The sequence below is a fragment of the Enterobacter cloacae complex sp. SHL022 genome, from assembly GCF_049237785.1.
GTDB lineage: Bacteria > Pseudomonadota > Gammaproteobacteria > Enterobacterales > Enterobacteriaceae > Enterobacter > Enterobacter hormaechei_C.
Genome location: NZ_JBMKJH010000004.1, coordinates 201,176 through 226,815 on the forward strand (window position 1 = coordinate 201,176; position 25,640 = coordinate 226,815).

General features: G+C 54.1%; 24 protein-coding genes and 6 tRNA genes. 21 read left to right on the forward strand and 9 right to left on the reverse strand.

The genetic code is table 11. From position 1 onward, the window contains the following. Positions 1-18: 18 nt before the first annotated feature. From mngB to pnuC, 20 genes are all read left to right on the forward strand, one after another. Entirely contained in the window at positions 19-2,655 is a 2,637-nt protein-coding gene (mngB, locus tag ACOTZD_RS10270; RefSeq protein ID WP_174402005.1) for a mannosylglycerate hydrolase, read from the forward strand. 679 nt (positions 2,656-3,334) lie between these two features. Then, positions 3,335-4,903, forward strand: a complete 1,569-nt coding sequence (cydA, locus tag ACOTZD_RS10275; RefSeq protein WP_003858601.1) for a cytochrome ubiquinol oxidase subunit I — start codon at positions 3,335-3,337, stop codon at positions 4,901-4,903. Between the two features lie 15 nt (positions 4,904-4,918). After that, entirely contained in the window at positions 4,919-6,058 is a 1,140-nt protein-coding gene (gene cydB / locus ACOTZD_RS10280; RefSeq protein WP_003858599.1) for a cytochrome d ubiquinol oxidase subunit II, read from the forward strand. 14 nt (positions 6,059-6,072) lie between these two features. After that, complete coding sequence (gene cydX / locus ACOTZD_RS10285) at positions 6,073-6,186, forward strand: cytochrome bd-I oxidase subunit CydX (protein WP_003858598.1); 114 nt, start codon at positions 6,073-6,075, stop codon at positions 6,184-6,186. Then, a complete protein-coding gene (gene ybgE, locus ACOTZD_RS10290; protein ID WP_003858596.1) occupies positions 6,186-6,476 on the forward strand; it encodes a cyd operon protein YbgE in 291 nt (96 codons plus the stop codon). Before cydX ends, ybgE begins: the two co-directional genes overlap by 1 nt. 148 nt (positions 6,477-6,624) lie before the next feature. Next, on the forward strand, positions 6,625-7,029 hold the full coding sequence (ybgC, locus tag ACOTZD_RS10295) for a tol-pal system-associated acyl-CoA thioesterase (RefSeq protein WP_003858593.1): 405 nt from the start codon (positions 6,625-6,627) through the stop codon (positions 7,027-7,029). Next, positions 7,026-7,718, forward strand: a complete 693-nt coding sequence (gene tolQ / locus ACOTZD_RS10300; RefSeq protein ID WP_003858590.1) for a Tol-Pal system protein TolQ — start codon at positions 7,026-7,028, stop codon at positions 7,716-7,718. The genes ybgC and tolQ overlap by 4 nt, the downstream gene beginning before the upstream one ends. Positions 7,719-7,721: 3 nt before the next feature. Then, positions 7,722-8,150, forward strand: a complete 429-nt coding sequence (tolR, locus tag ACOTZD_RS10305; RefSeq protein ID WP_003858589.1) for a colicin uptake protein TolR — start codon at positions 7,722-7,724, stop codon at positions 8,148-8,150. A 28-nt stretch (positions 8,151-8,178) separates the two neighbouring features. Further along, on the forward strand, positions 8,179-9,426 hold the full coding sequence (tolA, locus tag ACOTZD_RS10310; RefSeq protein ID WP_058648699.1) for a cell envelope integrity protein TolA: 1,248 nt from the start codon (positions 8,179-8,181) through the stop codon (positions 9,424-9,426). A 100-nt stretch (positions 9,427-9,526) separates the two neighbouring features. Then, positions 9,527-10,819, forward strand: coding sequence for a Tol-Pal system beta propeller repeat protein TolB (gene tolB, locus ACOTZD_RS10315; RefSeq protein WP_017384962.1), 1,293 nt, complete (start codon positions 9,527-9,529; stop codon positions 10,817-10,819). Positions 10,820-10,853: 34 nt separating this feature from the next. Further along, complete coding sequence (gene pal, locus ACOTZD_RS10320; protein ID WP_003858578.1) at positions 10,854-11,375, forward strand: peptidoglycan-associated lipoprotein Pal; 522 nt, start codon at positions 10,854-10,856, stop codon at positions 11,373-11,375. 9 nt (positions 11,376-11,384) lie between these two features. Next, positions 11,385-12,173, forward strand: a complete 789-nt coding sequence (cpoB, locus tag ACOTZD_RS10325; RefSeq protein WP_003858574.1) for a cell division protein CpoB — start codon at positions 11,385-11,387, stop codon at positions 12,171-12,173. A 161-nt stretch (positions 12,174-12,334) separates the two neighbouring features. Then, positions 12,335-12,410 (forward strand) — tRNA-Lys (locus ACOTZD_RS10330). A 27-nt stretch (positions 12,411-12,437) separates the two neighbouring features. After that, positions 12,438-12,513, forward strand: a tRNA-Val gene (locus ACOTZD_RS10335). 3 nt (positions 12,514-12,516) lie between these two features. Continuing rightward, positions 12,517-12,592, forward strand: a tRNA-Lys gene (locus ACOTZD_RS10340). Positions 12,593-12,633: 41 nt separating this feature from the next. After that, positions 12,634-12,709, forward strand: a tRNA-Lys gene (locus ACOTZD_RS10345). Between the two features lie 31 nt (positions 12,710-12,740). Beyond that, positions 12,741-12,816, forward strand: a tRNA-Lys gene (locus tag ACOTZD_RS10350). A gap of 31 nt (positions 12,817-12,847) precedes the next feature. Further along, a tRNA-Lys gene (locus ACOTZD_RS10355) sits at positions 12,848-12,923 on the forward strand. A gap of 230 nt (positions 12,924-13,153) precedes the next feature. Beyond that, positions 13,154-14,197, forward strand: coding sequence for a quinolinate synthase NadA (nadA, locus tag ACOTZD_RS10360; protein ID WP_003858573.1), 1,044 nt, complete (start codon positions 13,154-13,156; stop codon positions 14,195-14,197). 22 nt (positions 14,198-14,219) lie between these two features. Further along, positions 14,220-14,939 carry a nicotinamide riboside transporter PnuC gene (gene pnuC / locus ACOTZD_RS10365; protein ID WP_023315654.1) on the forward strand — a complete coding sequence of 240 codons (720 nt, stop codon included), beginning with the start codon at positions 14,220-14,222 and terminating at the stop codon, positions 14,937-14,939. Here pnuC and zitB read toward each other — a convergent pair. After that, the gene (zitB, locus tag ACOTZD_RS10370) at positions 14,936-15,874 is read right to left on the reverse strand and encodes a CDF family zinc transporter ZitB (RefSeq protein WP_003858568.1); all 939 of its coding nucleotides are present in this window, start codon (positions 15,872-15,874) and stop codon (positions 14,936-14,938) included. The genes pnuC and zitB overlap by 4 nt on opposite strands. A 99-nt stretch (positions 15,875-15,973) precedes the next feature. Next, the gene (locus ACOTZD_RS10375; protein ID WP_003858566.1) at positions 15,974-16,333 is read right to left on the reverse strand and encodes a protein YbgS; all 360 of its coding nucleotides are present in this window, start codon (positions 16,331-16,333) and stop codon (positions 15,974-15,976) included. Between the two features lie 304 nt (positions 16,334-16,637). Between ACOTZD_RS10375 and aroG the strand changes: the two genes are divergently transcribed. Next, positions 16,638-17,690 carry a 3-deoxy-7-phosphoheptulonate synthase AroG gene (aroG, locus tag ACOTZD_RS10380; RefSeq protein ID WP_003858564.1) on the forward strand — a complete coding sequence of 351 codons (1,053 nt, stop codon included), beginning with the start codon at positions 16,638-16,640 and terminating at the stop codon, positions 17,688-17,690. 61 nt (positions 17,691-17,751) lie between these two features. Here the strand turns inward: aroG and gpmA are convergent, their stop codons facing one another. From gpmA to modE, 7 genes are all read right to left on the reverse strand, one after another. Continuing rightward, positions 17,752-18,504, reverse strand: coding sequence for a 2,3-diphosphoglycerate-dependent phosphoglycerate mutase (gene gpmA, locus ACOTZD_RS10385; protein WP_003858562.1), 753 nt, complete (start codon positions 18,502-18,504; stop codon positions 17,752-17,754). Positions 18,505-18,769: 265 nt separating this feature from the next. Continuing rightward, positions 18,770-19,813 carry a galactose-1-epimerase gene (gene galM, locus ACOTZD_RS10390; protein WP_003858560.1) on the reverse strand — a complete coding sequence of 348 codons (1,044 nt, stop codon included), beginning with the start codon at positions 19,811-19,813 and terminating at the stop codon, positions 18,770-18,772. Continuing rightward, entirely contained in the window at positions 19,807-20,955 is a 1,149-nt protein-coding gene (gene galK, locus ACOTZD_RS10395) for a galactokinase (protein ID WP_003858559.1), read from the reverse strand. Before galK ends, galM begins: the two co-directional genes overlap by 7 nt. 2 nt (positions 20,956-20,957) lie before the next feature. Then, positions 20,958-22,004, reverse strand: coding sequence for a galactose-1-phosphate uridylyltransferase (gene galT / locus ACOTZD_RS10400; RefSeq protein WP_022650627.1), 1,047 nt, complete (start codon positions 22,002-22,004; stop codon positions 20,958-20,960). A gap of 9 nt (positions 22,005-22,013) precedes the next feature. Beyond that, positions 22,014-23,030 carry a UDP-glucose 4-epimerase GalE gene (gene galE / locus ACOTZD_RS10405; protein ID WP_003858554.1) on the reverse strand — a complete coding sequence of 339 codons (1,017 nt, stop codon included), beginning with the start codon at positions 23,028-23,030 and terminating at the stop codon, positions 22,014-22,016. A gap of 201 nt (positions 23,031-23,231) precedes the next feature. Beyond that, entirely contained in the window at positions 23,232-24,704 is a 1,473-nt protein-coding gene (modF, locus tag ACOTZD_RS10410; protein ID WP_022650629.1) for a molybdate ABC transporter ATP-binding protein ModF, read from the reverse strand. 67 nt (positions 24,705-24,771) lie between these two features. Beyond that, positions 24,772-25,560, reverse strand: coding sequence for a molybdenum-dependent transcriptional regulator (gene modE, locus ACOTZD_RS10415; RefSeq protein WP_048210461.1), 789 nt, complete (start codon positions 25,558-25,560; stop codon positions 24,772-24,774). Between the last annotated feature and the right edge of the window lie 80 nt (positions 25,561-25,640).

The window sequence follows — 25,640 nt, forward strand, 5'->3', positions numbered from 1 at the left end:
CACTGACAGGAAACGAAGATGAAAGCTGTATCTCGCGTTCATATCACGCCACATATGCATTGGGACCGGGAGTGGTACTTCACCACCGAAGCGTCACGTATTCTTCTGGTCAATAATATGGAAGAGATCCTCACCCGTCTTGAGCAGGACGCAGAGTATAAATACTACGTTCTCGACGGCCAGACGGCGGTGCTGGAAGATTATTTTGCCGTGAAACCGGAAAACAGGCCACGCGTGAAGGCGCTGGTGGCGGCCGGGAAGCTGATTATCGGGCCGTGGTATACCCAGACGGACACCACCCTTGTCTCCGGCGAGTCGATTGTCCGAAATCTGATGTACGGCATTCGCGACTGTCTGGCCTTTGGCGAGCCGATGAAAATTGGCTATCTGCCGGACTCCTTCGGCATGTCTTCCCAGCTGCCACACATTTACAACGGTTTTGGCATCACGCGCACCATGTTCTGGCGCGGGTGTTCCGAGCGGCATGGTACCGATAAAACCGAATTTCTCTGGCAAAGTCAGGACGGCAGTGAAGTGACGGCACAGGTGCTACCGCTGGGCTACGCGATTGGTAAGTACTTACCGGAGGATGAGGCCGGGCTGCGCAAACGGCTCGACACGTACTTCGAGGTGCTGGAAAAAGCCTCCGTGACGAAAGAAATTTTGCTGCCTAACGGCCATGATCAGATGCCGCTCCAGCAGAACATCTTTGCGGTGATGGATAAGCTGCGCGAAATCTATCCGCAGCGTCAGTTTGTGATGAGCCGCTTCGAGGAGGTGTTTGACCACATTGACGAGCACCGCGATGAACTGGCGACGCTGAAAGGAGAGTTTATTGACGGTAAATATATGCGGGTGCACCGGACAATAGGCTCCACGCGAATGGACATCAAAATCGCCCACGCCCGGATAGAGCATAAAATCGTCAATGTCCTTGAGCCGCTGGCCACGCTTGCCTGGACGCTGGGCTTTGAGTATCACCACGGCTTGCTGGAAAAAATGTGGAAAGAGATCCTCAAGAATCACGCCCATGACAGTATCGGCTGCTGCTGTAGTGACAAAGTGCATCGTGAGGTGATGTCACGCTTCGAGCTGGCGGAAGACATGGCCGATAACCTGACATGCTTCTATATGCGCAAGATTGTCGACAACATGCCGCAGTGCGAGGAAGACAAACTGGTGATGTTTAACCTCACGCCCTGGCCGCGTGAGGAAGTGATTAACACTACGATACGTCTGCGCGCCAGCCAGTTCCGCCTGCTGGACGATAGGGGGAATGAAATCCCTTACTGCCTGCGCAGCGCGCGTGAAATCGACCCCGGCTTAATAGACCGGCAGATTGTGCATTACGGCAACTACGATCCCTTTATGGAGTTTGATATCCAGCTCAACCAGATCCTGCCATCAATGGGTTACCGCACGCTCTATATCGAGCCGCACGTGGCTGGCAAGCTGCTGGCGCCAGAAACAACGTCGGAGGCATTACTGGAAAATGCTTTCTGGGAAATAACGTTAAACGACGACGGCACCCTGCGTCTGCTCGATAAAGCGTCCGGGCTTATCTATGACCGCGCGCTGGAAATAGAAGAGAGCTCGGACGATGGCGATGAGTACGACTACTCGCCTTCACGGGAAGAGTGGAGACTCACTTCCGTGCAAGGCGAACATGAGGTTGAGGTGATCCACGAGGCCTGGCAGAGCAGGGCGGTGATCCGCCATCGCATGGCGGTGCCGGCGGATCTCGCTGAACGTTCTGCGCGTCAGCAGACGGGAACGCTTGAGGCAGAGCTCACGGTCACGCTCAGCCATAACAGCCGACGTATCGACGTTGAGGCGCGTCTCGGAAATCACGCGGATGACCACCGTGTGCGGGTGCTGATCCCGACGCCATTTACCACAGACACGGTGTTAGCCGATACCCAGTTCGGTTCGCTGACGCGACCTGTACAGGATGAAGCGATGGCGAACTGGCAGGAGGAGGGCTGGAAGGAAGCGCCGCTGCCGGTGTGGAATCTGCTTAACTACGCGGTGCTCCAGGAACGGCGTAACGGGATGGCGCTGTTTACCGAAGGGTTACGCGAATTTGAAGTGACTGGCGAGCGTCAAAAAACGTTTGCCCTGACGTTGCTTCGCGGCGTGGGGGTGCTTGGGAAGGAAGATTTACTGCTGCGCCCCGGCAGACCGTCCGGGATCAAAATGCCGGTGCCTGATTCGCAGATGCGGGGCCAGTTAACCTGTCGCTTTAGCCTGTTCAGTTTTAATGGTTTGCCCGTCAGTGCTGGCGTTGCGCAGCAGGCGAAGTCGTGGTTAACGCCAGTGCACTGTTATAACAAAATTCCGTGGGATGCGATGAAGCTTAACCGCGCCTCTTTCACCACCCCCTGTAGCTATAGCCTGCTAACACTGCCCCCTAACGGATGCGTACTCAGTGTGCTGAAAAAAGCGGAGGATCGTGACGAGATGATTCTTCGTCTGTACAACCCTTCGGAGACCCGCTCCTGTGACGTGGCTTTGTCTGTGAACCGTGAGGTCCAGGCCTGCTGCGAAACGGACATGAATGAGGTGTACAAGGCGCAAGGGGAAGAGGGCTCAGCCATTATGGGGTCTTTCCGGCCAGGCCAGTCACGTACCTTCAGCATGAAAATTGAAAGGTAATCCTCAAAATAAAATAAAGGCCGCATTCCTGCGGCCTTTATTTCATCAAATAGTCACGAAAGGGTGTTAATTTTAAGATTATTAAAAGTGAATAAAATGTAATCGTTTCGGCAGGTAGCAAAGCGAAAGAAAAATACTGTGAAGCAGATAACATTATATGTTTATCTTCCGGCAAAATGCGTTTTTTCACGCGCGTTAATAAAAATCACAACTGTTTATATTATCTTCTGGCTTTTATAACCATCAACGCCTTTAAATGTACATATCATTAACAAGGTTTTTACTATCCGCACCACAAAGAAACATCATTAACAGCTCTGGCCGTTTTTGATTTAAATCAATGTTTAATCCTTGGAAAAAGGCTCCAAAAGGCGTTAAATTGTTCCCTATCAAAATGGCCGAAAAGTGGTAATTTTGCTATAAATTGATCGCCGTCGAAAAACGTAAATCTGTTCGAATAAAAACCTGTTTATTGTAAGGGTTTTGCAGCGTATTATATTTACGGGATCAATTTGGTTTTTTCTTAACGTATTTGTAACCTTTCATCATTGCTTTTTCCTCTTGTAGAGAATAAGCAACGAAGAAGGGAAGCAGATAACTTTGTATTGGGGCATGCGTGTGGATCCTTATCTAACGGGGTTCACTCTCGGAGTCTTCATGCGATGAGCAAGGAGTCATAATGTTAGACGTAGTCGAACTGTCGCGCTTACAGTTTGCCTTGACCGCGATGTACCACTTCCTGTTTGTGCCGCTGACGCTCGGTATGGCGTTCCTGCTGGCCATCATGGAAACGGTTTACGTCCTCTCCGGCAAACAGATTTATAAAGATATGACCAAGTTCTGGGGCAAGTTGTTTGGTATCAACTTTGCGCTGGGCGTGGCAACCGGTCTGACCATGGAGTTCCAGTTCGGGACAAACTGGTCTTACTATTCCCACTATGTGGGGGATATTTTCGGTGCGCCGCTGGCCATTGAAGGTCTGATGGCCTTCTTCCTCGAATCCACCTTTGTAGGTCTGTTCTTCTTCGGTTGGGACCGTCTGGGTAAAGTCCAGCATATGGCGGTAACCTGGCTGGTGGCATTAGGCTCCAACTTGTCCGCACTGTGGATCCTGGTGGCGAACGGCTGGATGCAAAACCCAATCGCATCTGATTTCAACTTCGAAACCATGCGTATGGAGATGGTCAGCTTCGCTGAGCTGGTCCTGAACCCGGTTGCCCAGGTTAAATTCGTTCACACCGTGGCGTCTGGCTATGTGTGCGGCGCGATGTTCGTGCTGGGCATCAGCTCCTACTATATGCTGCGCGGCCGTGACTTCGCGTTCGCCAAGCGTTCTTTTGCTATTGCAGCAAGCTTCGGTATGGCCGCGATTCTGTCCGTTATTGTTCTGGGTGATGAATCCGGTTACGAAATGGGCGACGTGCAGAAAACCAAACTCGCCGCAATTGAAGCTGAATGGGAAACCCAGCCGGCACCGGCAGCGTTTACCCTGTTCGGCGTGCCTGACCAGGAAGCGCAGGAAAACCGCTTCGCCATTCAAATTCCTTACGCTCTGGGTATTATCGCCACGCGCTCCGTCGACAAACAGGTGACTGGCCTGAAAGATCTGATGGTGCAGCATGAAGAGCGTATCCGTAACGGGATGAAAGCTTACTCGCTGCTGGAACAGCTGCGCGCCGGCTCTACCGACCAGGCCGTTCGCGATCAATTTAACGACGTGAAGAAAGACCTCGGTTACGGTCTGCTGCTGAAACGCTATACCCCGAACGTCTCTGACGCGACGGAAGCGCAGATTCAGATGGCAACCAAAGACTCTATTCCACGCGTTGCGCCGCTGTACTTCGCGTTCCGCATCATGGTGGGTTGCGGCATTATCATGCTGCTGATCATCGCGGCCTCGTTCTGGTCAGTCATTCGTAACCGTATCGGTGAGAAAAAATGGCTGCTGCGCACCGCGCTTTACGGTATCCCACTGCCATGGATTGCTATCGAGTCCGGCTGGTTTGTTGCGGAATATGGCCGTCAGCCGTGGGCGATCGGTGAGGTGCTGCCAACAGCGGTAGCGAACTCCTCCCTGACCGCAGGCGACCTGATCTTCTCCATGCTGCTCATTTGCGGTCTGTACACCCTGTTCCTGGTGGCTGAACTGTTCCTGATGTTCAAGTTCGCGCGCCTTGGCCCAAGCAGCCTGAAAACCGGTCGCTATCACTACGAGCAGTCTGTTGCGACTACTCAGCCGGCACGCTAAGACAGGAGTCATCAAATGATCGATTATGAAGTATTGCGTTTTATCTGGTGGCTGCTGATCGGTGTTCTGCTGATTGGTTTCGCGGTCACCGATGGTTTCGACATGGGCGTGGGCATGCTCACCCGTTTCCTCGGTCGTAATGACACCGAGCGTCGAATCATGATCAACTCCATCGCCCCGCACTGGGACGGTAACCAGGTGTGGCTGATCACCGCAGGCGGCGCGCTGTTCGCTGCCTGGCCGATGGTCTACGCGGCTGCGTTCTCCGGCTTCTATGTGGCGATGATTCTGGTGCTGGCCTCTTTATTCTTCCGTCCGGTGGGTTTCGACTACCGTTCCAAGATTGAAGACACCCGCTGGCGTAACATGTGGGACTGGGGCATCTTCATCGGTAGCTTCGTTCCACCGCTGGTCATTGGTGTGGCGTTCGGTAACCTGTTGCAGGGCGTACCGTTCCACGTCGACGAATATATGCGTCTGTTCTACACCGGTAACTTCTTCCAGTTGCTGAATCCGTTTGGTCTGCTGGCGGGCGTGGTGAGCGTGGCGATGATCATCACCCAGGGCGCAACCTATCTCCAGATGCGTACCGTAGGTGAACTGCACCTGCGTTCCCGCGCTACCGCTCAGGTGGCGGCGCTGGTGACGCTGGTCTGCTTCGCGCTGGCTGGCGTGTGGGTGGTGTACGGTATTGATGGTTACGTGGTGACCTCCGCGATCAACCATACTGCACCGTCTAACCCGCTGACCAAAGAAGTGGCGCGTCAGGCCGGTGCATGGCTGGTGAACTTCAACAATACTCCTGCGCTGTGGGCTATCCCGGCTCTGGGTGTGCTGCTGCCGCTGCTGACCGTGCTGACGTCTCGTCTGGAGAAAGGCGCTCTGGCGTTCGTATTCTCTTCACTGACGCTGGCGTGCATCATCCTGACGGCGGGGATTGCGATGTTCCCGTTCGTGATGCCATCCAGCACCATGATGAATGCCAGCCTGACCATGTGGGATGCAACGTCCAGTCAGTTGACGCTGAACTTAATGACCTATGTTGCTTGCGTGTTCGTACCGATTATCCTGCTCTACACCACCTGGTGTTACTGGAAAATGTTCGGTCGCATCACTAAAGAACATATCGAAAGCAACACCCACTCTATGTACTAAGTAAGGAGCTGAATATGTGGTATTTCGCATGGATTTTAGGGACGCTTCTTGCCTGTGCGTTTGGTGTCATCACTGCCCTGGCGCTTGAGCATGTAGAAGCGACCAAAGCAGGTGAAGAAAAGCACTAATGAATATTATCGCAACCTTATATGCGGTAATGGATAAGCGCCCCTTGAGGGCGCTTTCCCTCATTATGGCATTACTGCTGGCAGGCTGTATCTTCTGGGACCCGTCGCGCTTCGCGGCGAAAACCAGCGAGCTTGAAATCTGGCACGGTTTCCTGATTATGTGGGCTGTGTGCGCAGGCGTGATTCACGGTGTCGGCTTTCGTCCGAAAGCGCTACACTGGCAGGGCATCTTCTGCCCACTGATTGCCGATCTGGTTCTCCTCGCCGGTTTGATTTTCTTCTTCTTCTGAATAAGAAATGTCCGTTAACGTTATGGGCTTACCATGGCCCATAAAAATTTACTCTCCGTTTACTTTCCCCCATTCCAAACCATCATTCCCGCGCGTATAGTAGCGAAGTTTGAAAGCTCCAACTTTTCTTGTATTACCGGGATGTAAAGTGAATACAACGCTGTTTCGATGGCCGGTACGTGTCTATTACGAAGATACCGATGCCGGTGGTGTGGTCTACCACGCCAGCTACGTTGCTTTTTATGAACGGGCACGCACAGAGATGCTGCGCCATCATCACTTTAGTCAACAGGTGCTGTTGGCTGAGCGAGTTGCCTTCGTGGTACGCAAGATGACGCTTGAGTATTTTGCGCCTGCCAGACTCGACGATATGCTCGAAGTTCAAACAGAAATTACATCAATGCGCGGAACTTCACTGGTTTTCACGCAGCGGATAGTCAATGCAGAGAACACGGTACTGAACTCAGCTGAAGTCCTGATTGTCTGTGTTGATCCAACCATAATGAAGCCTCGTGCGCTTCCTAAGTCTATTGTCGCGGAGTTTAAGCAGTGACTGACATGAATATCCTTGATTTGTTCCTGAAGGCAAGCCTTCTGGTTAAACTTATCATGTTGATTTTGATTGGTTTTTCAATCGCATCCTGGGCCATCATCATCCAGAGAACGCGTATCCTTAATGCCGCCGGCCGCGAAGCCGAAGCGTTTGAAGATAAGTTCTGGTCGGGAATTGAGCTTTCTCGTCTGTACCAGGAAAGCCAGGGACGCCGTGATAACCTTTCAGGCTCCGAACAAATTTTCTACAGCGGTTTCAAAGAGTTCGCTCGCTTACATCGCGCTAACAGCCATGCGCCGGAAGCCGTGGTAGAAGGGGCGTCGCGTGCGATGCGCATCTCCATGAACCGCGAACTGGAAAATCTTGAAACGCATATTCCATTCCTCGGAACCGTTGGCTCCATCAGCCCGTATATCGGCCTGTTTGGTACGGTGTGGGGGATCATGCACGCCTTTATCGCCCTGGGGGCGGTGAAGCAGGCAACGTTGCAGATGGTTGCACCGGGTATCGCAGAAGCACTGATCGCGACCGCAATCGGTCTGTTCGCCGCAATTCCGGCGGTAATGGCGTACAACCGTCTGAACCAGCGCGTGAACAAACTGGAACTGAACTACGACAACTTTATGGAAGAGTTCACCGCGATTCTGCATCGTCAGGCGTTTACCAGCACCGAGAGCAACAAGGGGTAAACCATGGCCAGATCGCGTGGACGAGGTCGTCGCGAGCTCAAGTCCGAAATCAATATCGTTCCGTTACTGGACGTGCTGCTGGTGCTGCTGCTGATCTTTATGGCGACAGCGCCCATCATCACCCAGAGCGTGGAAGTTGATCTGCCGGATGCGACAGAATCACAGGCGGTAAGCACCAATGACGATCCTCCGGTCATCATTGAGGTTTCCGGCGTAGGGCAGTACAGCGTGGTGGTAGAGAAAGATCGTATGGATCAGCTTCCGCCAGAGCAGGTTATTGCTGAAGCGCAACGACGTCTGGAGTCAAATCCGAAGACGGTCTTCTTAATCGGTGGTGCGAAAGACGTACCATATGATGAAATTATCAAAGCGCTGAACTTGCTACATAGCGCGGGCGTTAAGTCAGTTGGCTTAATGACTCAGCCTATTTGATCATCTGCGTAGTTTTTGGGAACCGATAGTGTCAAAGGCAACCGAACAGAACGACAAGCTTAAGCGAGCGATAATCGTCTCCGCAGTGCTGCACGTAATTCTTTTTGCAGTGCTGATCTGGAGTTCGTTCGATGAGCACCTTGATGCATCAGGCGGCGGTGGGGGCTCGTCCATCGACGCCGTCATGGTGGATCCCGGTGCGGTAGTGCAGAACTATAATCGCCAGCAACAGCAGCAGGCGAGCGCAAAACGCGCGGAAGAACAGCGTGAAAAACAGGCGCAACAGCAGGCGGAAGAGCTGCGTGAAAAGCAGGCCGCCGAGCAGGAACGTCTGAAGCAGCTTGAGAAAGAGCGTTTGCAGGCGCAGGAAGCCGCTAAAGAGCAGGCGGAGCAGCAGAAACAGGCTGAAGCCGCAGCGAAGAAAGCTCAGGAACAGCAGAAGCAGGCGGAAGAGGCGGCAGCCAAAGCCGCGGCAGACGCGAAGGCGCAGGCAGATGCTCAGGCTAAGTTAGCCGCAGAAGCCGCGAAGAAAGCGGCTGCTGATGCGCAGAAGAAAGCGGAAGCCGAAGCGGCGAAGAAAGCCGCTGCTGATGCGAAGAAGAAAGCAGAAGCCGAAGCGGCGAAAAAAGCTGCCGCTGACGCACAGAAGAAAGCCGAAGCGGAAGCCGCCAAAAAAGCTGCGCAGGAAGCAGAGAAGAAAGCGGCTGCCGATGCTGCTAAAAAAGCGGCCGCCGCCGAGAAAGCTGCGGCAGAAAAAGCCGCCGCTGCGGAAAAAGCCGCTGCTGATAAAAAAGCGGCAGCTGAGAAAGCCGCTGCTGATAAGAAAGCTGCTGCTGAAAAAGCCGCAGCTAAGAAGGCCGCTGCTGCGGAAAAAGCCGCTGCCGCAGGGGTTGACGATCTGCTGGGGGACCTGAGCTCCGGTAAGAATGCACCGAAAACGGGCGGAGGGGCGAAAGGAAGTAACGCAGCACCGGCAGGAAGTGGTAACACTAAGAACAACGGTGCTTCTGGCGCTGAGATCAACGACTATAAGAATCAGATTGCCGCGGCTATTGCCAGCAGACTTAACGATAAATCGCTCTATACCGGGAAAACGTGCCGACTGCATATTAAACTGGCTACGGATGGTATGGTGCTGAGCGTTGAGTCAGAAGGGGGAGATGAAGCGTTATGCCAGGCTGCACTTGTGGCAGTGAATCAGGCAAAACTGCCAAAACCTCCATCACAGGCTGTCTATGAAGTGTTCAAAGACGCTTCGCTGAACTTTAAGCCATAAGCAGAGCTGCTGTTATCGGGTTCTGATAGTTTTGTGTATTTGAGTTTGTTAACCTTCTGCTAAATTATCCAGGACTTATTGTTCGGATAAGGGAGATATGATGAAGCAGGCATTACGATTAGCTTTTGGTTTTTTAGTACTGTTGACGTCAGCAGTGCATGCCACAGTAAGCATCGACATTACCGACTGGAACGACTCAGCGCGTCCAATCGGTGTCGTTCCGTTCCAGTGGGCAGGCCCGGGCGCTGCGCCTGAAGATATTGGCGGCATTGTTGCAGCTGACCTGCGTAACAGCGGTAAATTTAACCCCTTAGATCGTTCTCGTCTGCCGCAGCAGCCGGGTACAGCTCAGGAAGTTCAACCTGCTGCATGGTCTGCACTGGGTATTGATGCCGTGGTTGTCGGACAGGTTACTCCTGCGCCAGACGGCGGCTATAACGTCGCTTATCAGCTGGTGGATACTGGCGGTGCGCCGGGTACCGTTCTGGCTCAAAACACGTATAAGGTGAACAAGCAGTGGCTGCGTTATGCAGGCCACACGGCGAGTGACGAAGTGTTTGAGAAGCTGACCGGTATTAAAGGTGCGTTCCGTACCCGTATCGCGTACGTAGTACAGACCAACGGCGGCCAGTTCCCTTATGAGCTGCGCGTCTCTGACTACGATGGTTACAACCAGTTCACCGTACACCGTTCACCACAGCCGCTGATGTCTCCGGCATGGTCTCCGGACGGCTCTAAGCTGGCGTACGTGACCTTCGAAAGCGGCCGTTCCGCGCTGGTCATCCAGACGCTCTCTAACGGTGCTGTGCGTCAGGTTGCGTCATTCCCACGTCACAACGGTGCGCCTGCGTTCTCTCCGGACGGTACCAAGCTGGCGTTTGCCCTGTCTAAAACCGGTAGCCTGAACCTGTACGTGATGGATATTGGTTCTGGTCAGATCCGTCAGGTCACGGATGGTCGTAGCAACAACACTGAGCCAACCTGGTTCCCGGACAGCCAGAATCTGGCATTTACGTCTGACCAGGCAGGTCGTCCACAAGTTTATAAAGTGAATATCAACGGCGGAGCAGCGCAGCGTATTACCTGGGAAGGTTCTCAGAACCAGGATGCTGACGTCAGTGCCGATGGTAAAACAATGGTAATGGTCAGTACTGCGGGTGGTCAGCAGCACATTGCCAAACAAGATCTGGTAACGGGGGGCGTACAAGTACTGTCGTCAACGTTCCTGGATGAAACGCCAAGTCTGGCACCTAACGGCACCATGGTAATCTACAGCTCTTCTCAGGGGATGGGATCCGTGCTGAATCTGGTTTCTACAGATGGGCGTTTCAAAGCGCGTCTTCCGGCAACTGATGGACAGGTAAAATCACCTGCCTGGTCGCCGTATCTGTAATAATAATTAATTGATTACTAAAGGAATCTTAGAAATGCAACTGAACAAAGTGCTGAAGGGGCTGATGATCGCTCTGCCTGTTATGGCAATCGCAGCGTGTTCTTCTAACAAGAACGCAAGCAATGACCAGAGCGGCGAAGGCATGATGGGTGCCGGCACCGGTATGGACGCTAACGGCAATGGCAATATGTCTTCTGAAGAGCAAGCGCGTCTTCAGATGCAGCAGTTACAGCAGAACAACATCGTTTACTTCGATCTGGATAAATACGACATTCGTTCTGACTTCGCTGCAATGCTGGATGCGCACGCAAACTTCCTGCGTAGCAACCCGTCTTACAAAGTCACCGTAGAAGGTCATGCGGACGAACGTGGTACTCCGGAGTACAACATCTCCCTGGGTGAACGTCGTGCAAACGCTGTTAAAATGTACCTCCAGGGTAAAGGCGTTTCTGCTGACCAGATCTCCATCGTTTCTTACGGTAAAGAAAAACCAGCAGTACTGGGTCACGACGAAGCGGCTTACTCCAAAAACCGTCGTGCCGTACTCGTTTACTAAGAGAATTGCATGAGCAGTAACTTCAGACATCATCTGATGAGTCTGTCGTTACTGGTTGGAATAGCGGCCCCCTGGGCCGCTTTTGCTCAGGCACCAATCAGTAGTGTCGGCTCAGGCTCGGTAGAAGATCGAGTCACTCAACTCGAGCGTATTTCTAACGCTCACAGCCAGCTTTTAACTCAACTCCAGCAGCAGCTTTCCGATAACCAGAATGATATTGATTCCCTTCGTGGTCAGATCCAGGAGAGTCAGTATCAGCTTAATCAGGTTGTGGAGCGCCAGAAGCAAATTTTGTTGCAGATGGATAGCCTGAACAGCGGCGGAGCAGCAGCACAGCCAGCAGCAGGCGATCAAAGCGGTGCGGCGACGCCTGCACCTGCGGCAGATGCCTCCGCGTCGTCTGGTGCGCCTGTACAGAGCGGTGACGCGAATACGGACTACAACGCGGCCATTGCCCTGGTGCAGGACAAATCGCGCCAGGACGATGCTATCGTTGCGTTTCAGAACTTCGTTAAGAAGTACCCTGATTCCACTTACCAGCCAAATGCGAACTACTGGCTGGGTCAGTTGAATTACAACAAGGGTAAAAAGGATGATGCGGCGTTTTATTTTGCCTCTGTGGTGAAAAATTACCCGAAATCACCGAAAGCGCCTGATGCGATGTATAAAGTCGGCGTGATCATGCAGGACAAAGGCGACACTGCAAAAGCCAAAGCGGTTTATCAGCAGGTGGTTGCGAAATTCCCGGGTACAGACGGCGCCAAACAGGCACAAAAACGTTTGAGTTCGATGGGTTGATTATCGCATGACCAGAAATCGCGTTATTTCTGGTCGTGCAGCATGATTCCTAAGCAGTTAAGTGATCTTCATCGAAATTTTTGTTGCGCAGAATTCTTAAATCAGTAATATATGCCGCCGTTGCCACGGGATATCAAACAACGTGAAAGCAGCGCAAAAGTGGGTCGTTAGCTCAGTTGGTAGAGCAGTTGACTTTTAATCAATTGGTCGCAGGTTCGAATCCTGCACGACCCACCACTTAAAGCAGTTCCGGCAGTACAGAGTGGGTGATTAGCTCAGTTGGTAGAGCATCTCCTTTACACGGAGGGGGTCGGCGGTTCGAGCCCGTCATCACCCACCACTCGGGTCGTTAGCTCAGTTGGTAGAGCAGTTGACTTTTAATCAATTGGTCGCAGGTTCGAATCCTGCACGACCCACCAATTTTATTGGTACCGAGTGATAATTCAGGCAACACCCGAATGGGTCGTTAGCTCAGTTGGTAGAGCAGTTGACTTTTAATCAATTGGTCGCAGGTTCGAATCCTGCACGACCCACCAGCCTGAATAGATTTGAAGTACATCCCGTAAGGGGTCGTTAGCTCAGTTGGTAGAGCAGTTGACTTTTAATCAATTGGTCGCAGGTTCGAATCCTGCACGACCCACCAGCCTGAATAGATTTGAAGTACATCCCGTAAGGGGTCGTTAGCTCAGTTGGTAGAGCAGTTGACTTTTAATCAATTGGTCGCAGGTTCGAATCCTGCACGACCCACCAGTGTAAAAAGGCGCCCTAAAGGCGCCTTTTTGCTATCTGTCGTTCGCCAGTGCCTTGTAGGTCGGGTAAGGCGAAGCCGCCACCCGACAGATGCTACCGGCATCAATTCCCGATGACATTCCCCCTCAAATTCGCTATCTTGTTTAGTATACAAAACACCATTGCCTCATTTTTGTTATCTCATGCAAAACAAAGGCAATATTGTTAAGCCAGTAAAACGAGAAGCCATAATGAGTGTGATGTTTGATCCCGAAACCGCAATCTATCCCTTCCCGCCAAAGCCTGCTCCGCTAAGCCGGGATGAAAAACAGTTCTATCGAGAGAAAATCAAGCGCCTGCTTAAAGAGCGTGATGCGGTGATGGTGGCGCATTACTACACCGACCCGGAAATTCAGCAGCTGGCGGAAGAGACGGGCGGCTGTATCTCAGATTCCCTGGAAATGGCGCGTTTCGGTGCTAAACATCCTGCCTCCACGCTGCTGGTTGCAGGTGTGCGCTTCATGGGCGAAACGGCAAAAATCCTCAGCCCGGAAAAAACCATACTGATGCCGACGCTGAATGCCGAATGCTCCCTTGACCTCGGTTGCCCGATTGATGAGTTCACCGCCTTCTGTGATGCCCACCCTGACCGTACCGTGGTGGTCTATGCCAACACGTCTGCGGCGGTGAAAGCCCGGGCGGACTGGGTAGTGACGTCCAGTATCGCCGTTGAGCTGATTGAACATCTGGACAGCCTGGGGGAGAAAATCATCTGGGCGCCCGATCGTCACCTGGGAAACTACGTACAAAAACAGACCGGTGCGGATGTGCTGTGCTGGCAGGGGGCCTGTATCGTCCACGATGAGTTCAAGACCCAGGCGCTGACCCGGATGAAAGGCTTATACCCGCAGGCCGCGATACTGGTGCACCCGGAATCTCCGCAGTCGATCGTCGACATGGCGGACGCCGTCGGCTCAACCAGCCAGTTAATTAACGCGGCAAAAACGCTGCCACACAAGCAGCTCATCGTGGCGACCGATCGCGGTATCTTCTACAAAATGCAACAGGCCGTGCCGGAAAAAGAGCTGCTTGAAGCGCCAACCGCCGGAGAAGGGGCAAGCTGCCGAAGCTGCGCGCATTGCCCGTGGATGGCGATGAATGGGCTCAAAGCGATTTCGGAGGCGCTTGAGAACGGTGGCGCAGCGCATGAGATCCACGTGGATGCCGCTCTGCGTGAAGGCGCGTTAATTCCACTTAACCGTATGCTGGATTTTGCGGCTACACTACGTACTTAACTTATTACGCCCCGGAGAAAAAATGGATTTTTTTAGCACACAGAACATCCTAGTTCATATCCCGATTGGTGCGGGCGGCTATGACCTGTCGTGGATTGAAGCGGTGGGTACGCTGGCCGGTTTACTCTGTATCTGGCTGGCCAGCCTTGAGAAGATCAGCAACTATGCGTTCGGGCTGATAAACGTCACGCTGTTTGCGATCATCTTCTTCCAGATCCAGCTCTACGCCAGCCTGCTTCTACAGCTGTTCTTCTTCGCGGCCAATATCTATGGCTGGTACGCCTGGTCTCGGCAAAACAGCCAGCAGGAGGCGGAGTTGCAAATCCGCTGGCTGCCGTTGCCTAAAGCCATCGCCTGGTTCGCGGCCTGCGTGGTGGCTATCGGCTTTATGACCGTCTTTATTGATCCGGTATTTGCCTTCCTGACGCGCGTGGCAGTCTCGGTGATGTCGGGACTGGGATTGAACGTGACGATGCCTGAGCTTCAGCCGGATGCCTTCCCGTTCTGGGATTCCTGCATGATGGTGCTGTCGATTGCCGCAATGATCCTGATGACCCGTAAATACGTTGAGAACTGGCTGTTGTGGGTGGTGATTAACGTGATTAGCGTGGTGATTTTTGCCCTTCAGGGCGTTTATGCCATGTCGCTGGAGTATATGCTCCTGACCTTCATTGCTCTCAACGGCAGCCGCATGTGGATTAACAGCGCGCGTGAGCGTGGCTCTCGCGCGCTTTCCCGTTAATGATGATGTGCGTGTGAGTGGCCGGACTGCGCCTCGTTAAGGTGGCAGTCTGGCCCGCTGCAAGGCTGGTACTCCATCTGGATAGTGGAGTGCGCAATCTCATAGTGATGCTCGAGGAAATGCTGAATACGTTCAAGCAGCGCGTCGTGATCGTGGGGTGGAACAACCTGAACGTGCAGCGTCATAAGAGGTTTCTCACCCACCAGCCAGACGTGAACGTGATGGACGTTACGAACCTCAGGAATGGAGCGACTCAGGTTGCGCTTCAGTTCGCCAATATCCAGTGATGTGGGCGCGCCTTCCAGCAGCTCATTGACGCTCTCTTTTAACAGCCGCCAGGCGCTGCGCAATACCAGGCACGATACCAGCACGGAAAGAATCGGGTCGATGGGGGTCCAGCCCGTACCCATAATGATCAGCGCGGCCACAATCGCACCAACAGAACCCAGCAAATCACCGAGCACGTGCAGCGCTGCGGCCCGCACGTTCAGATTTTTTTCGCTGCTGCCGCGATGTAATATCCAGAACGCCAGAATATTGGCAACCAGGCCGGCAATGGCAATCATCATCATCGTTGTGCCAGCTACCGGTTGAGGATGCCGAAAGCGCTGAAAAGCCTCCCAGACGATGAGTATGGTAATCACCACTAAGGCAATCGCATTCACAAAGGCGGCAAGCGTGGTCAGCCTTAGCCAGCCAAAGGTGTGGCGGGTATTGGGAGGGCGACGGGCAAACTGCACGGCCAGCAGCGCGAAGAGCAGCGCCGCGGCATCGGTAAGCATGTGTCCTGCATCGGCCAGCAGCGCCAGCGATCCGGATATCAGTCCGCCTGTGACCTCAATAATCATAAAGGTGGCAGTGACGCCAAAAGCCAGCAAAAGCCGTTTGGCATTTTCATCGCCAGTGGAGTGGGAATGGGAGTGGGAGTGCGCCATGGTATCGTTCCTGATTTATTATTATTTTTAGTGTAGCGTTTTTAAGAGCTTAAATAAAAAAGGAGAGCATTCGCTCTCCCTGTTTTACCTTATGGAAGGTTACTGGGTAGTACCGTCCGTTTTGGTATTGGCATCGCTGCCCACTTTGTCATTCGGGTCCGGGCATTTCCCGTCTTTACAGACTGAGTTTTTATGCACCTCGTCGGTAGTCATACCCTCATGGTTCATCGTGCCTGTGTTCGTCCCGCCAGTATTGGTATTGCCCGTGTTGATATTACTGTTATCAACATTGTTTGGCGCGATATTCTGTTTTGCATCCGGCGCAACCTGGCCTGCTTCGGCAGCGGCATTCGCGTCGCCGTTGCTGCCGGATGAGCCTGCATCAGCAGCCAGTACGCTACCGCTTGCCAGGGTAAGGGTTGCCGTCAGGAAAAGCGTAGTCAGTTTCGTCATTTTCATCATGGTGCTCCTGTTCTTATCGTTACGCTGGATAACATTCTCCAACAGTGCATCTTGTTCAGTGGCGAAAGATTCCGGACTCCTGAATTATGTCAGGATGGAATCGCGTATAAATATTTAAAAACAGTCGTTACAAGTAAAAAGCTTAGGCCAGATCTCATTTTTCGCTATTTTGTTGCGTATTTTAGGCGAATTCCAGGAATTATCTGCGCGAAGTGTAAAAGCCCGTTTACACTTCGTGGCCGACAAGTTAGATTGAAAGGATTGCTTTCATTACTAAAGATATGGCAGAGCCGGAAAGAAGATGAATTATCAGAACGACGATTTACGCATTAAAGAGATCAATGAGTTATTACCTCCCGTAGCGCTCCTTGAAAAATTCCCCGCCACCGAAAATGCCGCCAACACGGTGTCTCATGCCCGCAAGGCGATCCACAAGATCCTGAAAGGTAGCGACGATCGTCTTCTGGTAGTGATCGGGCCATGCTCCATTCACGATCCTGCTGCGGCCAAAGAGTATGCGTCGCGTCTGCTCGCCCTGCGTGAAGAGCTGAAAGGCGAACTGGAAATCGTGATGCGCGTTTATTTCGAAAAACCGCGTACCACCGTGGGCTGGAAAGGGTTAATCAACGATCCGCATATGGACAACAGTTTCCAGATTAACGACGGCCTGCGCATTGCGCGTAAGCTGCTGCTGGAGATCAACGACAGCGGGCTGCCTGCTGCCGGAGAATTCCTCGATATGATCACCCCGCAGTATCTGGCTGACCTGATGAGCTGGGGCGCTATTGGTGCGCGTACGACTGAATCTCAGGTTCACCGCGAGCTGGCGTCTGGCCTGTCATGCCCGGTGGGTTTCAAAAATGGCACTGATGGCACCATCAAGGTCGCCATTGACGCCATTAATGCGGCGGGCGCGCCGCACTGCTTCCTGTCGGTGACCAAGTGGGGCCACTCGGCTATCGTGAATACCAGCGGTAATGGCGATTGCCATATCATACTGCGCGGCGGTAAAGAGCCTAACTATAGCGCTAAACACGTAGCGGAGGTAAAAGCAGGGCTGGAGAAAGCAGGTCTGGCACCGCAGGTGATGATCGATTTCAGCCATGCCAACTCCAGCAAACAGTTCAAAAAGCAGATGGAAGTCGGCGCAGATGTGTGTCAGCAAATCGCCAGCGGTGAACGCGCAGTGATTGGGGTGATGATTGAGAGCCATCTGGTTGAAGGCAACCAGAACCTGGAGGGCAGCGAGCCGCTGGTCTACGGTAAGAGCGTGACGGATGCCTGCATTGGCTGGGACGATACCGATGCGATCCTGCGTCAGTTGGCGGATGCGGTAAAAGCGCGTCGCGGCTAAGTTTGTTGCGGGTAACAAAAAAGCGTGGATTTCTCCACGCTTTTTTTATGTCCGGCAAATATTACTTCGCTTTACCCTGGTTCGCCACGGCTGCCGCTTTTGCAGCGATTTCGTCGGCGTTACCCAGGTAGTAATGTTTAACTGGCTTGAAGTTTTCGTCGAACTCGTACACCAGCGGCACGCCGGTAGGGATGTTCAGCTCGAGGATTTCATCTTCACCCATGTTGTCCAGGTATTTCACCAGCGCACGCAGGGAGTTACCGTGAGCAGCGATAATGACGCGCTCGCCGCTTTTCAGGCGTGGCAGAATGGTTTCGTTCCAGTAAGGCACAACGCGGTCGATGGTCAGCGCCAGGCTTTCGGTCTGCGGCAGTTCAGCCTCAGTCAGCTTCGCGTAACGCGGATCGTGGCCCGGGTAGCGCTCGTCATCTTTGCTCAGCTCTGGAGGCGTAACCGCAAAACCACGACGCCACTGCTTAACCTGCTCGTCACCGTATTTTTCTGCGGTTTCCGCTTTGTTCAGACCTTGCAGCGCACCGTAGTGACGCTCGTTAAGTTTCCAGGATTTCTCAACCGGCAGCCAGGCCTGATCCAGCTCGTCCAGAATGTTCCACAGGGTATGGATGGCACGTTTCAGCACAGAGGTGTAAGCAAAGTCAAAGGTGAAGCCTTCTTCTTTCAGCAGTTTACCTGCCGCTTTTGCTTCGCTCACGCCTTTCTCGGACAGATCAACGTCATACCAACCGGTGAAGCGGTTTTCGTTGTTCCACTGGCTTTCGCCGTGGCGCACCAGGACAAGCTTAGTATTAGCCATTTCTTACTCCTCAAGCATTTTGAATGATAACAATTCTCATTATATTGCCGTGACTGTGCCAGCAGCAACGCTTAACCCTAACCATAGCGAAAATAGTTCGAGAGTGTAAGATGCATGTGAATCCAGGGTTATGATTTTGTCTGCGATCGCCGCTATTTTCAGCAAGGCGGAGATAAAAAAGCCCTCGCGGTGAGGGCCAGGCTTTTTTGCCGAATGGCGCTTCGCTTATCAGGCCTACATTTGTAGGCCCGTGCGCCGCCGGACATTAAGCGCGCGGAATGAAATGATACTCGGTGACGCTTACGTACTCTTCACCCGGACGTAGCACGCAGTCCGGCTGCGGCCATTCAGGATGGTTAGGACTGTCTGGCAGGAACTCGCTCTCCAGCGCCAGTCCTTGCCAGGCGCCGTAGGCGTCATGTTCGCGCGCCGTGGTACCCTCCAGATAGTTACCGGAATAGAACTGTAGGGCGGGGGCGGTGGTGTAGACCGTCATCTGTAACTTCTCATCAGCAGACCAGACCTGTGCGGCAGGTTGAGAAAGATCGCCTTTCGCCTGCAACAGGAACGCGTGGTCGTAGCCTTTCACCTTGCGCTGATCGTCATCACTCAGGAAATCCTGGGCGATGGTTTTCGGCTGACGAAAATCAAAGCTATTACCGCTTACCGGTTTCAGCCCCTGATAAGGGATACCCATCTCATCGACCGGCAGATACTCGTCCGACAGGATCTGGAGTTTGTGGCTGCGGACATCGGTCTGATTACCGTCAAGGTTGAAATAGGCGTGGTTAGTCAGGTTGACCGGGCACGGCTTATCGACGGTCGCGCGGTACTCAATGGCGATGCGATTATCTTCGGTCAGGGTGAAGCGCGCCGTTGCGGTGAGATTGCCCGGGAAACCCTGGTCTCCATCGAGGGAGTCCAGAGAGAACCAGACCTCACCGTCATTTTGCTGCACAATCTTCCAGCGACGTTTATCAAACCCTTCCGGGCCGCCGTGCAGCTGATTTTCGCCCTGGCTGGCAAGCAGGGAATACGTTACGCCGTCCAGCGTAAACCGGCTTCTGGCGATGCGGTTAGCGTAGCGGCCTATGGATGCGCCCAGAAAAGCGGTCTGCTCGATATACTGCTCCGGCGATGCGCAGCCGAGCAGGGTTTCGCGCACGCTGCCGTCAGGCATCGGTACGCGGGCAGAAAGTAACGTTGCGCCCCAGTCCATCAGCGTAACCACCATCCCGGCGCTGTTGCGCAGGGTTAACAGGCGATACGGCAGACCATCCGGTGCGAGTGTAGGTATTTCGTTTAGCACTGTCCGGCTCCTTGTGATGCTTTACAGACGTAGAAAGTTTCTTTGATGCCCGTTTTGGCTTCGTACTGCTTAGCCACGGCGTCCTGGACGGCAGGGACCAGCTCTTCCGGCACGAGGGCGACGACGCACCCGCCAAATCCGCCGCCGGTCATACGCACGCCGCCTTTGTCGCCAATCGTGGCTTTCACAATTTCAACCAGGGTGTCGATTTGCGGCACGGTGATTTCGAAATCGTCACGCATGGAGGCATGCGATTCGGCCATCAGCTCGCCCATCCGTTTCAGGTCACCTTTCGCCAGCGCGGAGGCGGCTTCTACGGTACGGGCATTTTCGGTCAGTATATGGCGCACGCGCTTCGTGACAACCGGGTCCAGCTCGTGGGCGACCTTGTTAAATTCATCAAGTGAGACATCACGCAGGGCTGGCTGCTGGAAGAAGCGCGCGCCGGTTTCGCACTGTTCGCGACGGGTGTTGTACTCGCTGCCCACCAGGGTGCGTTTGAAGTTGCTGTTGATGATCACCACAGCCGCACCTTTAGGCAGCGGAACCGCTTTGGTCCCGAGGGAGCGACAGTCAATCAGCAAAGCGTGTTCTTTCTTGCCCAGCGCGGAAATCAGCTGATCCATAATGCCGCAGTTGCAGCCCACGAACTGGTTTTCCGCTTCCTGACCGTTCAGGGCGATCTGCGCCCCGTCCAGCGGCAGATGATAAAGCTGCTGGAACACGGTGCCGACCGCCACTTCCAGAGATGCGGAAGAGCTTAATCCCGCCCCCTGCGGCACGTTGCCGCTGATCACCAGATCGGCCCCGCCGAAATTCTTGTTACGCTTTTGCAAGTGCTTCACCACGCCGCGAACATAGTTCGACCACTGCTGGCTGTCGTGGGTCACGATCGGCGCATCGAGGGAAAATTCGTCAATTTCGTTGCCGTAATCCGCGGCGATTACTCGCACATGACGATCGTCGCGTTTCGCACAGCTGATCACCGTCTGGTAGTCGATGGCACACGGCAGGACAAAACCGTCGTTATAGTCGGTGTGCTCGCCGATCAGATTAACGCGGCCTGGCGCCTGGATAACATGGGTGGCAGGGTAGCCAAATTTTTCAGCAAACAGGGATTGTGTTTTATCTTTCAGACTCATTTTTAGACTCCTGATTCGCGGTAATGGACGTCGCTAACGGCACGCAGACGTTCTGCCGCCTGTTCCGCCGTCAGGTCGCGCTGGGTTTCCGCCAGCATTTCATAGCCCACCATGAATTTACGTACCGTTGCTGAGCGCAGCAGCGGCGGGTAGAAGTGTGCATGTAACTGCCAGTGTTGATTCTCTTCGCCGTTAAACGGCGCGCCGTGCCAGCCCATGGAGTAGGGGAAGGAGCACTGGAAGAGGTTGTCGTAGCGGCTGGTCAGTTTTTTCAGCGCCAGCGCCAGGTCGTCACGCTGGGCGTCGCTGAGTTCGGTAATGCGCTGAACATGGGCTTTCGGCAGCAGCAGCGTCTCAAATGGCCACGCCGCCCAGTAAGGGACTACCGCAAGCCAGTGTTCGGTTTCCACCACGGTACGGCTGCCATCCGCCAGCTCACGCTGGGTGTAATCCACCAGCATAGGCGAACCGTTCTGGGTGAAATACGCTTTTTGCAGTCGGTCCTCACGCTCGGCTTCGTTCGGCAGGAAGCTGTTCGCCCAGATCTGACCGTGCGGATGTGGGTTGGAGCAGCCCATCGCCGCGCCTTTATTTTCAAACACCTGCACCCACGGATAGCTCTGGCCCAGCTCCGCGGTTTGCACCTGCCAGGTGCTGACCACCTCTTTCAGGGCATCCACGCTCAGCTCCGGCAACGTTTTGCTGTGATCGGGCGAGAAGCAGATCACGCGGCTGGTGCCGCGGGCGCTTTCGCAGCGCATCAGCGGGTCATGGCTTTCCGGCGCGTCCGGCGTATCGGTCATCAGCGCGGCAAAGTCGTTAGTAAACACGAAGGTGCCTTTGTAGTCCGGGTTTTTATCGCCCGTCACGCGGGTATTGCCCGGGCAGAGGAAACAGTCCGGATCATGCTGCGGCAGCGTCTGTTTGGCAGGCGTCTCTTGCGCCCCCTGCCAGGGGCGCTTGGCGCGATGCGGTGAAACTAAAATCCATTGCCCGCTGAGCGGGTTAAAACGACGATGCGGGTGATCGACGGGATTGAATTGCGTCATGACAAATCCTTAGTCCGGATAGCCCTGCGGATGGCGTGATTGCCAGTGCCAGGTATCCTGTGCCATTTCATCGAGCGTGCGGGTGACACGCCAGTTGAGCTCTTTATCCGCTTTGGTGGCATCGGCCCAGTAAGCCGGGAGGTCGCCATCACGGCGGGGAGCGAAGTGATACTTCACCGGCTTGCCGCAGGCTTTACTGAAAGCATTCACCACATCCAGCACGCTGCTGCCAATCCCGGCGCCGAGGTTGTAAATATGCACGCCCGGTTTGTCCGCCAGTTGCTGCATCGCCGCCACGTGGCCGTCGGCCAGATCCATGACGTGAATGTAATCGCGCACGCCGGTGCCATCTTCGGTGGGATAATCGTTACCAAAAATCGCCAGGGAATCGCGACGCCCTACGGCAACCTGCGCGATATACGGCATCAGGTTGTTAGGAATGCCCTGCGGATCTTCGCCCATATCACCTGAAGGATGCGCGCCGACCGGGTTGAAGTAGCGCAGCAACGCGATGCTCCACTCAGGCTGGGCTTTTTGCAGGTCGGTCAGGATCTGCTCTACCATCAGCTTGCTTTTGCCATACGGGCTTTGCGGCGTACCGGTCGGGAAGCTTTCAACGTAAGGAATTTTTGGCTGATCGCCGTAGACGGTTGCGGAAGAGCTGAAGATAAAGTTTTTAACGTTGGCCGCACGCATGGCGGAGATCAGACGCAGGGTACCGTTGACGTTGTTGTCATAGTACTCAAGCGGTTTTGCCACCGATTCGCCAACCGCTTTCAGGCCCGCGAAGTGGATAACGGTTTCAATCGCGTGATCGTGAAGGATTTCAGTCATCAATGCTTCATTGCGGATATCGCCTTCAACGAAAGTCGGCTGTTTACCCGAAAGGCGTTCAATGACCGGCAGCACGCTGCGCTTACTGTTGCACAGGTTATCAAGAATGACGACATCGTGGCCGCTTTGCAGCAGTTGCACACAGGTATGACTTCCTATGTAACCGCTACCACCTGTTACCAGAACTCGCATATTTCGCTCCATTAGGCTTATGGTATGAATTAACCATAGCATATCAGAGACGCGAAAAGTGTGACATGGGATAAAATAGTGGTATCGTTTACACTGGTTTTCACACGCGCTTTTTCTCAGACTGAGTGCATTGTAGATCAAAGAGATAAAGATGTATTGTTGCAGGTTGTCTGAAAAGCGGAGGGCAGCGCCCTCCGAGCGTTAATCGATTTTGCTCAGCAGGTAGCGGTATTGCTCGCCGTCAGGCACAAATTCCAGCCGATGGGTGATGCAGGACGGGGCATCCTCAGCATGGTGGGACACAAACAGCAGCTGGGTTTCACCTTCGCTAATCAGGACATCCACAAAGCGGCGGATCAGCTGACGGTTGAGCGGATCCAGCCCCTGCAACGGTTCATCCAGAATCAGCAGCGTAGGGTGCTTGACCAGCGCGCGGACGATCAATGCCAGCCGCTGCTGCCCCCACGACAGGCTGTGGAAGGGTGCATCGGCGACCCGGTTATCCATACCCAGAATATCCAGCCACTGCTGCGCCAGCTTGTGCTGCTTGTCGGATACCGCCTGATAAATACCAATGGAGTCGAAGAAGCCAGAGAGGATCACGTTTCGCACCGTGGTGCTCACCCGGTAGTCCAGATGCAGGCTGCTGCTGACATAGCCGATGTGCTTTTTGATATCCCAGATGGTTTCCCCGCTGCCGCGGCGACGGCCGAACAGGGTGAGATCGTTGCTGTATCCCTGCGGGTGATCCCCGGTGATCAGGCTCAGCAGCGTGGATTTACCCGCCCCGTTGGGGCCGACGATCTGCCAGTGCTCACCAGGATTAACCGTCCAGCTGAGGTGATTAAGAATAGGGCGATCGTCGTAAGCAACCACCCCATCGCGCAGCACAATGCGCGGCTGGTCAGGATCCAGCCCGTGGCGCGCCGAAGGCGCATCCGGCTCCGGCAGGGCAATACCGTCCAGTTTCTCGCTGTGGGCCAGCTGCGCAATCAGCGCCTGCCGAAGCAGTACGGCTTTCTCGCCGGTTTCGGTCAGGCTACAGTCCGCCAGCACGCCTGCATAATGTACGAAATCCGGGATCTCATCAAAGCGGTTCAGGACCAGTACAAGGGTGTATCCCTGCTGGTTAAGCGACGCCAGCAACGCTGCCAGCTGCGCGCGGGACTGTACATCCAGTCCGTCAAACGGTTCATCCAGGATCAAGAGTTCCGGCTCGCTCATCAGCGCCTGACACAGCAGCGTTTTGCGCGTCTCACCGGTAGAAAGATATTTGAAACGGCGGTTAAGCAGGGCGGTAATGCCAAATTGCTCCGCCAGCTGCTGACAGCGGGCAGGATCTTTTATCTCATCCTGGATAATTTCCGCCGTCGTGCGGCCGGTATCTTCTTCGCCGGGGCTGAGCAAATCGGTATTGTTACGCTGCCACTCATCGCTGACCAGCTTTTGCAGCTGTTCGAAGGAAAGGCGCGTCAGCCGGGTAAAGGTGCACCGACGTTCACCCTTCAGTTGGGTTATTTCGCCAGCCAAAGCGCGGGCCAGCGCGGATTTTCCGCTGCCATTAGAGCCCACAAACGCCCAGCTTTCTCCGGCGCGAAGGGTTAACTCTGGCAGCGATAAGGTACGGGTATCGCTAAGACGAAACGTGCCTTGCGAAATATGCAATGATGACATGTGTTATCCCATTTTTTGCAGCAACAGATGTCAGGGATACTCAGTGTAAGCAGGGTTGTCAATGCGCTTAGCACAATGTGGCGATAATTACCCTGTCTGCATTGAAATATGCGGTCACCACAGCACCTTCGTCTAATTCGGTCGCGTCGTTCACCGGAACGGTGGCGCAGAGCGACTGTCCATCCGGCAGGGTCATCAGCACTTCACACTGTTCTGCGCCGCGCTCGATGTGGCTGATGCGTCCCCGCAGCTGGTTGTCGGCCTCTGCGGCCTGCTCAGGGTTCAGCGCGATGCCGATCCAGGGCGCTTTGAGTAATACCAGCACCTCCTGACCTTCGTTCAGCCCAAGGCGTTGACCACTTTGCGCGGTGATGGCGGCTTTCAGGCGCGTCGTGCCGTCCGCGAGCAGGATCTCAATATGCTCCTGCACCTGCGAATGATCGCGCCCCGTCACCGTACCAAACCACTGGTTACGAGCGCTGGTCTGCAAAGAGAAACGGGAGATGGCGCCCAGCAGGCTGTCCAGCGGCAGGTTGTCGTCATCGCTCAGCACATCAAATGCTTTTTGCTGGATCTGCGCCAGTAAATCGTAGAGCTGGATCAGACGTTGCCCGTAACGCGTCAACACGGCGCCGCCGCCGCCTTTCCCGCCGGTGGCGCGCTCAACCAGCGTGTGTTCACTCAGGGTGTTCATGTCGTTAATCGCATCCCAGGCGCTTTTATAGCTGATGCCGGCGTTTTTTGCTCCCTGGCTAATCGAGCCAGTTTGTTCTATTTGTTTTAACAGGGCGATACGTCGCGGATCGGCGAAAAGCTTCTGCTGAAGTCGTAGGGTGAGGAGAATTTCGGCCTGCATAACAGTGTCCCGGCAAAAAGGCTATTGTGACCCAAATGCCCGGGGGCGGAAAGCGCACCGCACAAAAGGGGATGTTTTTC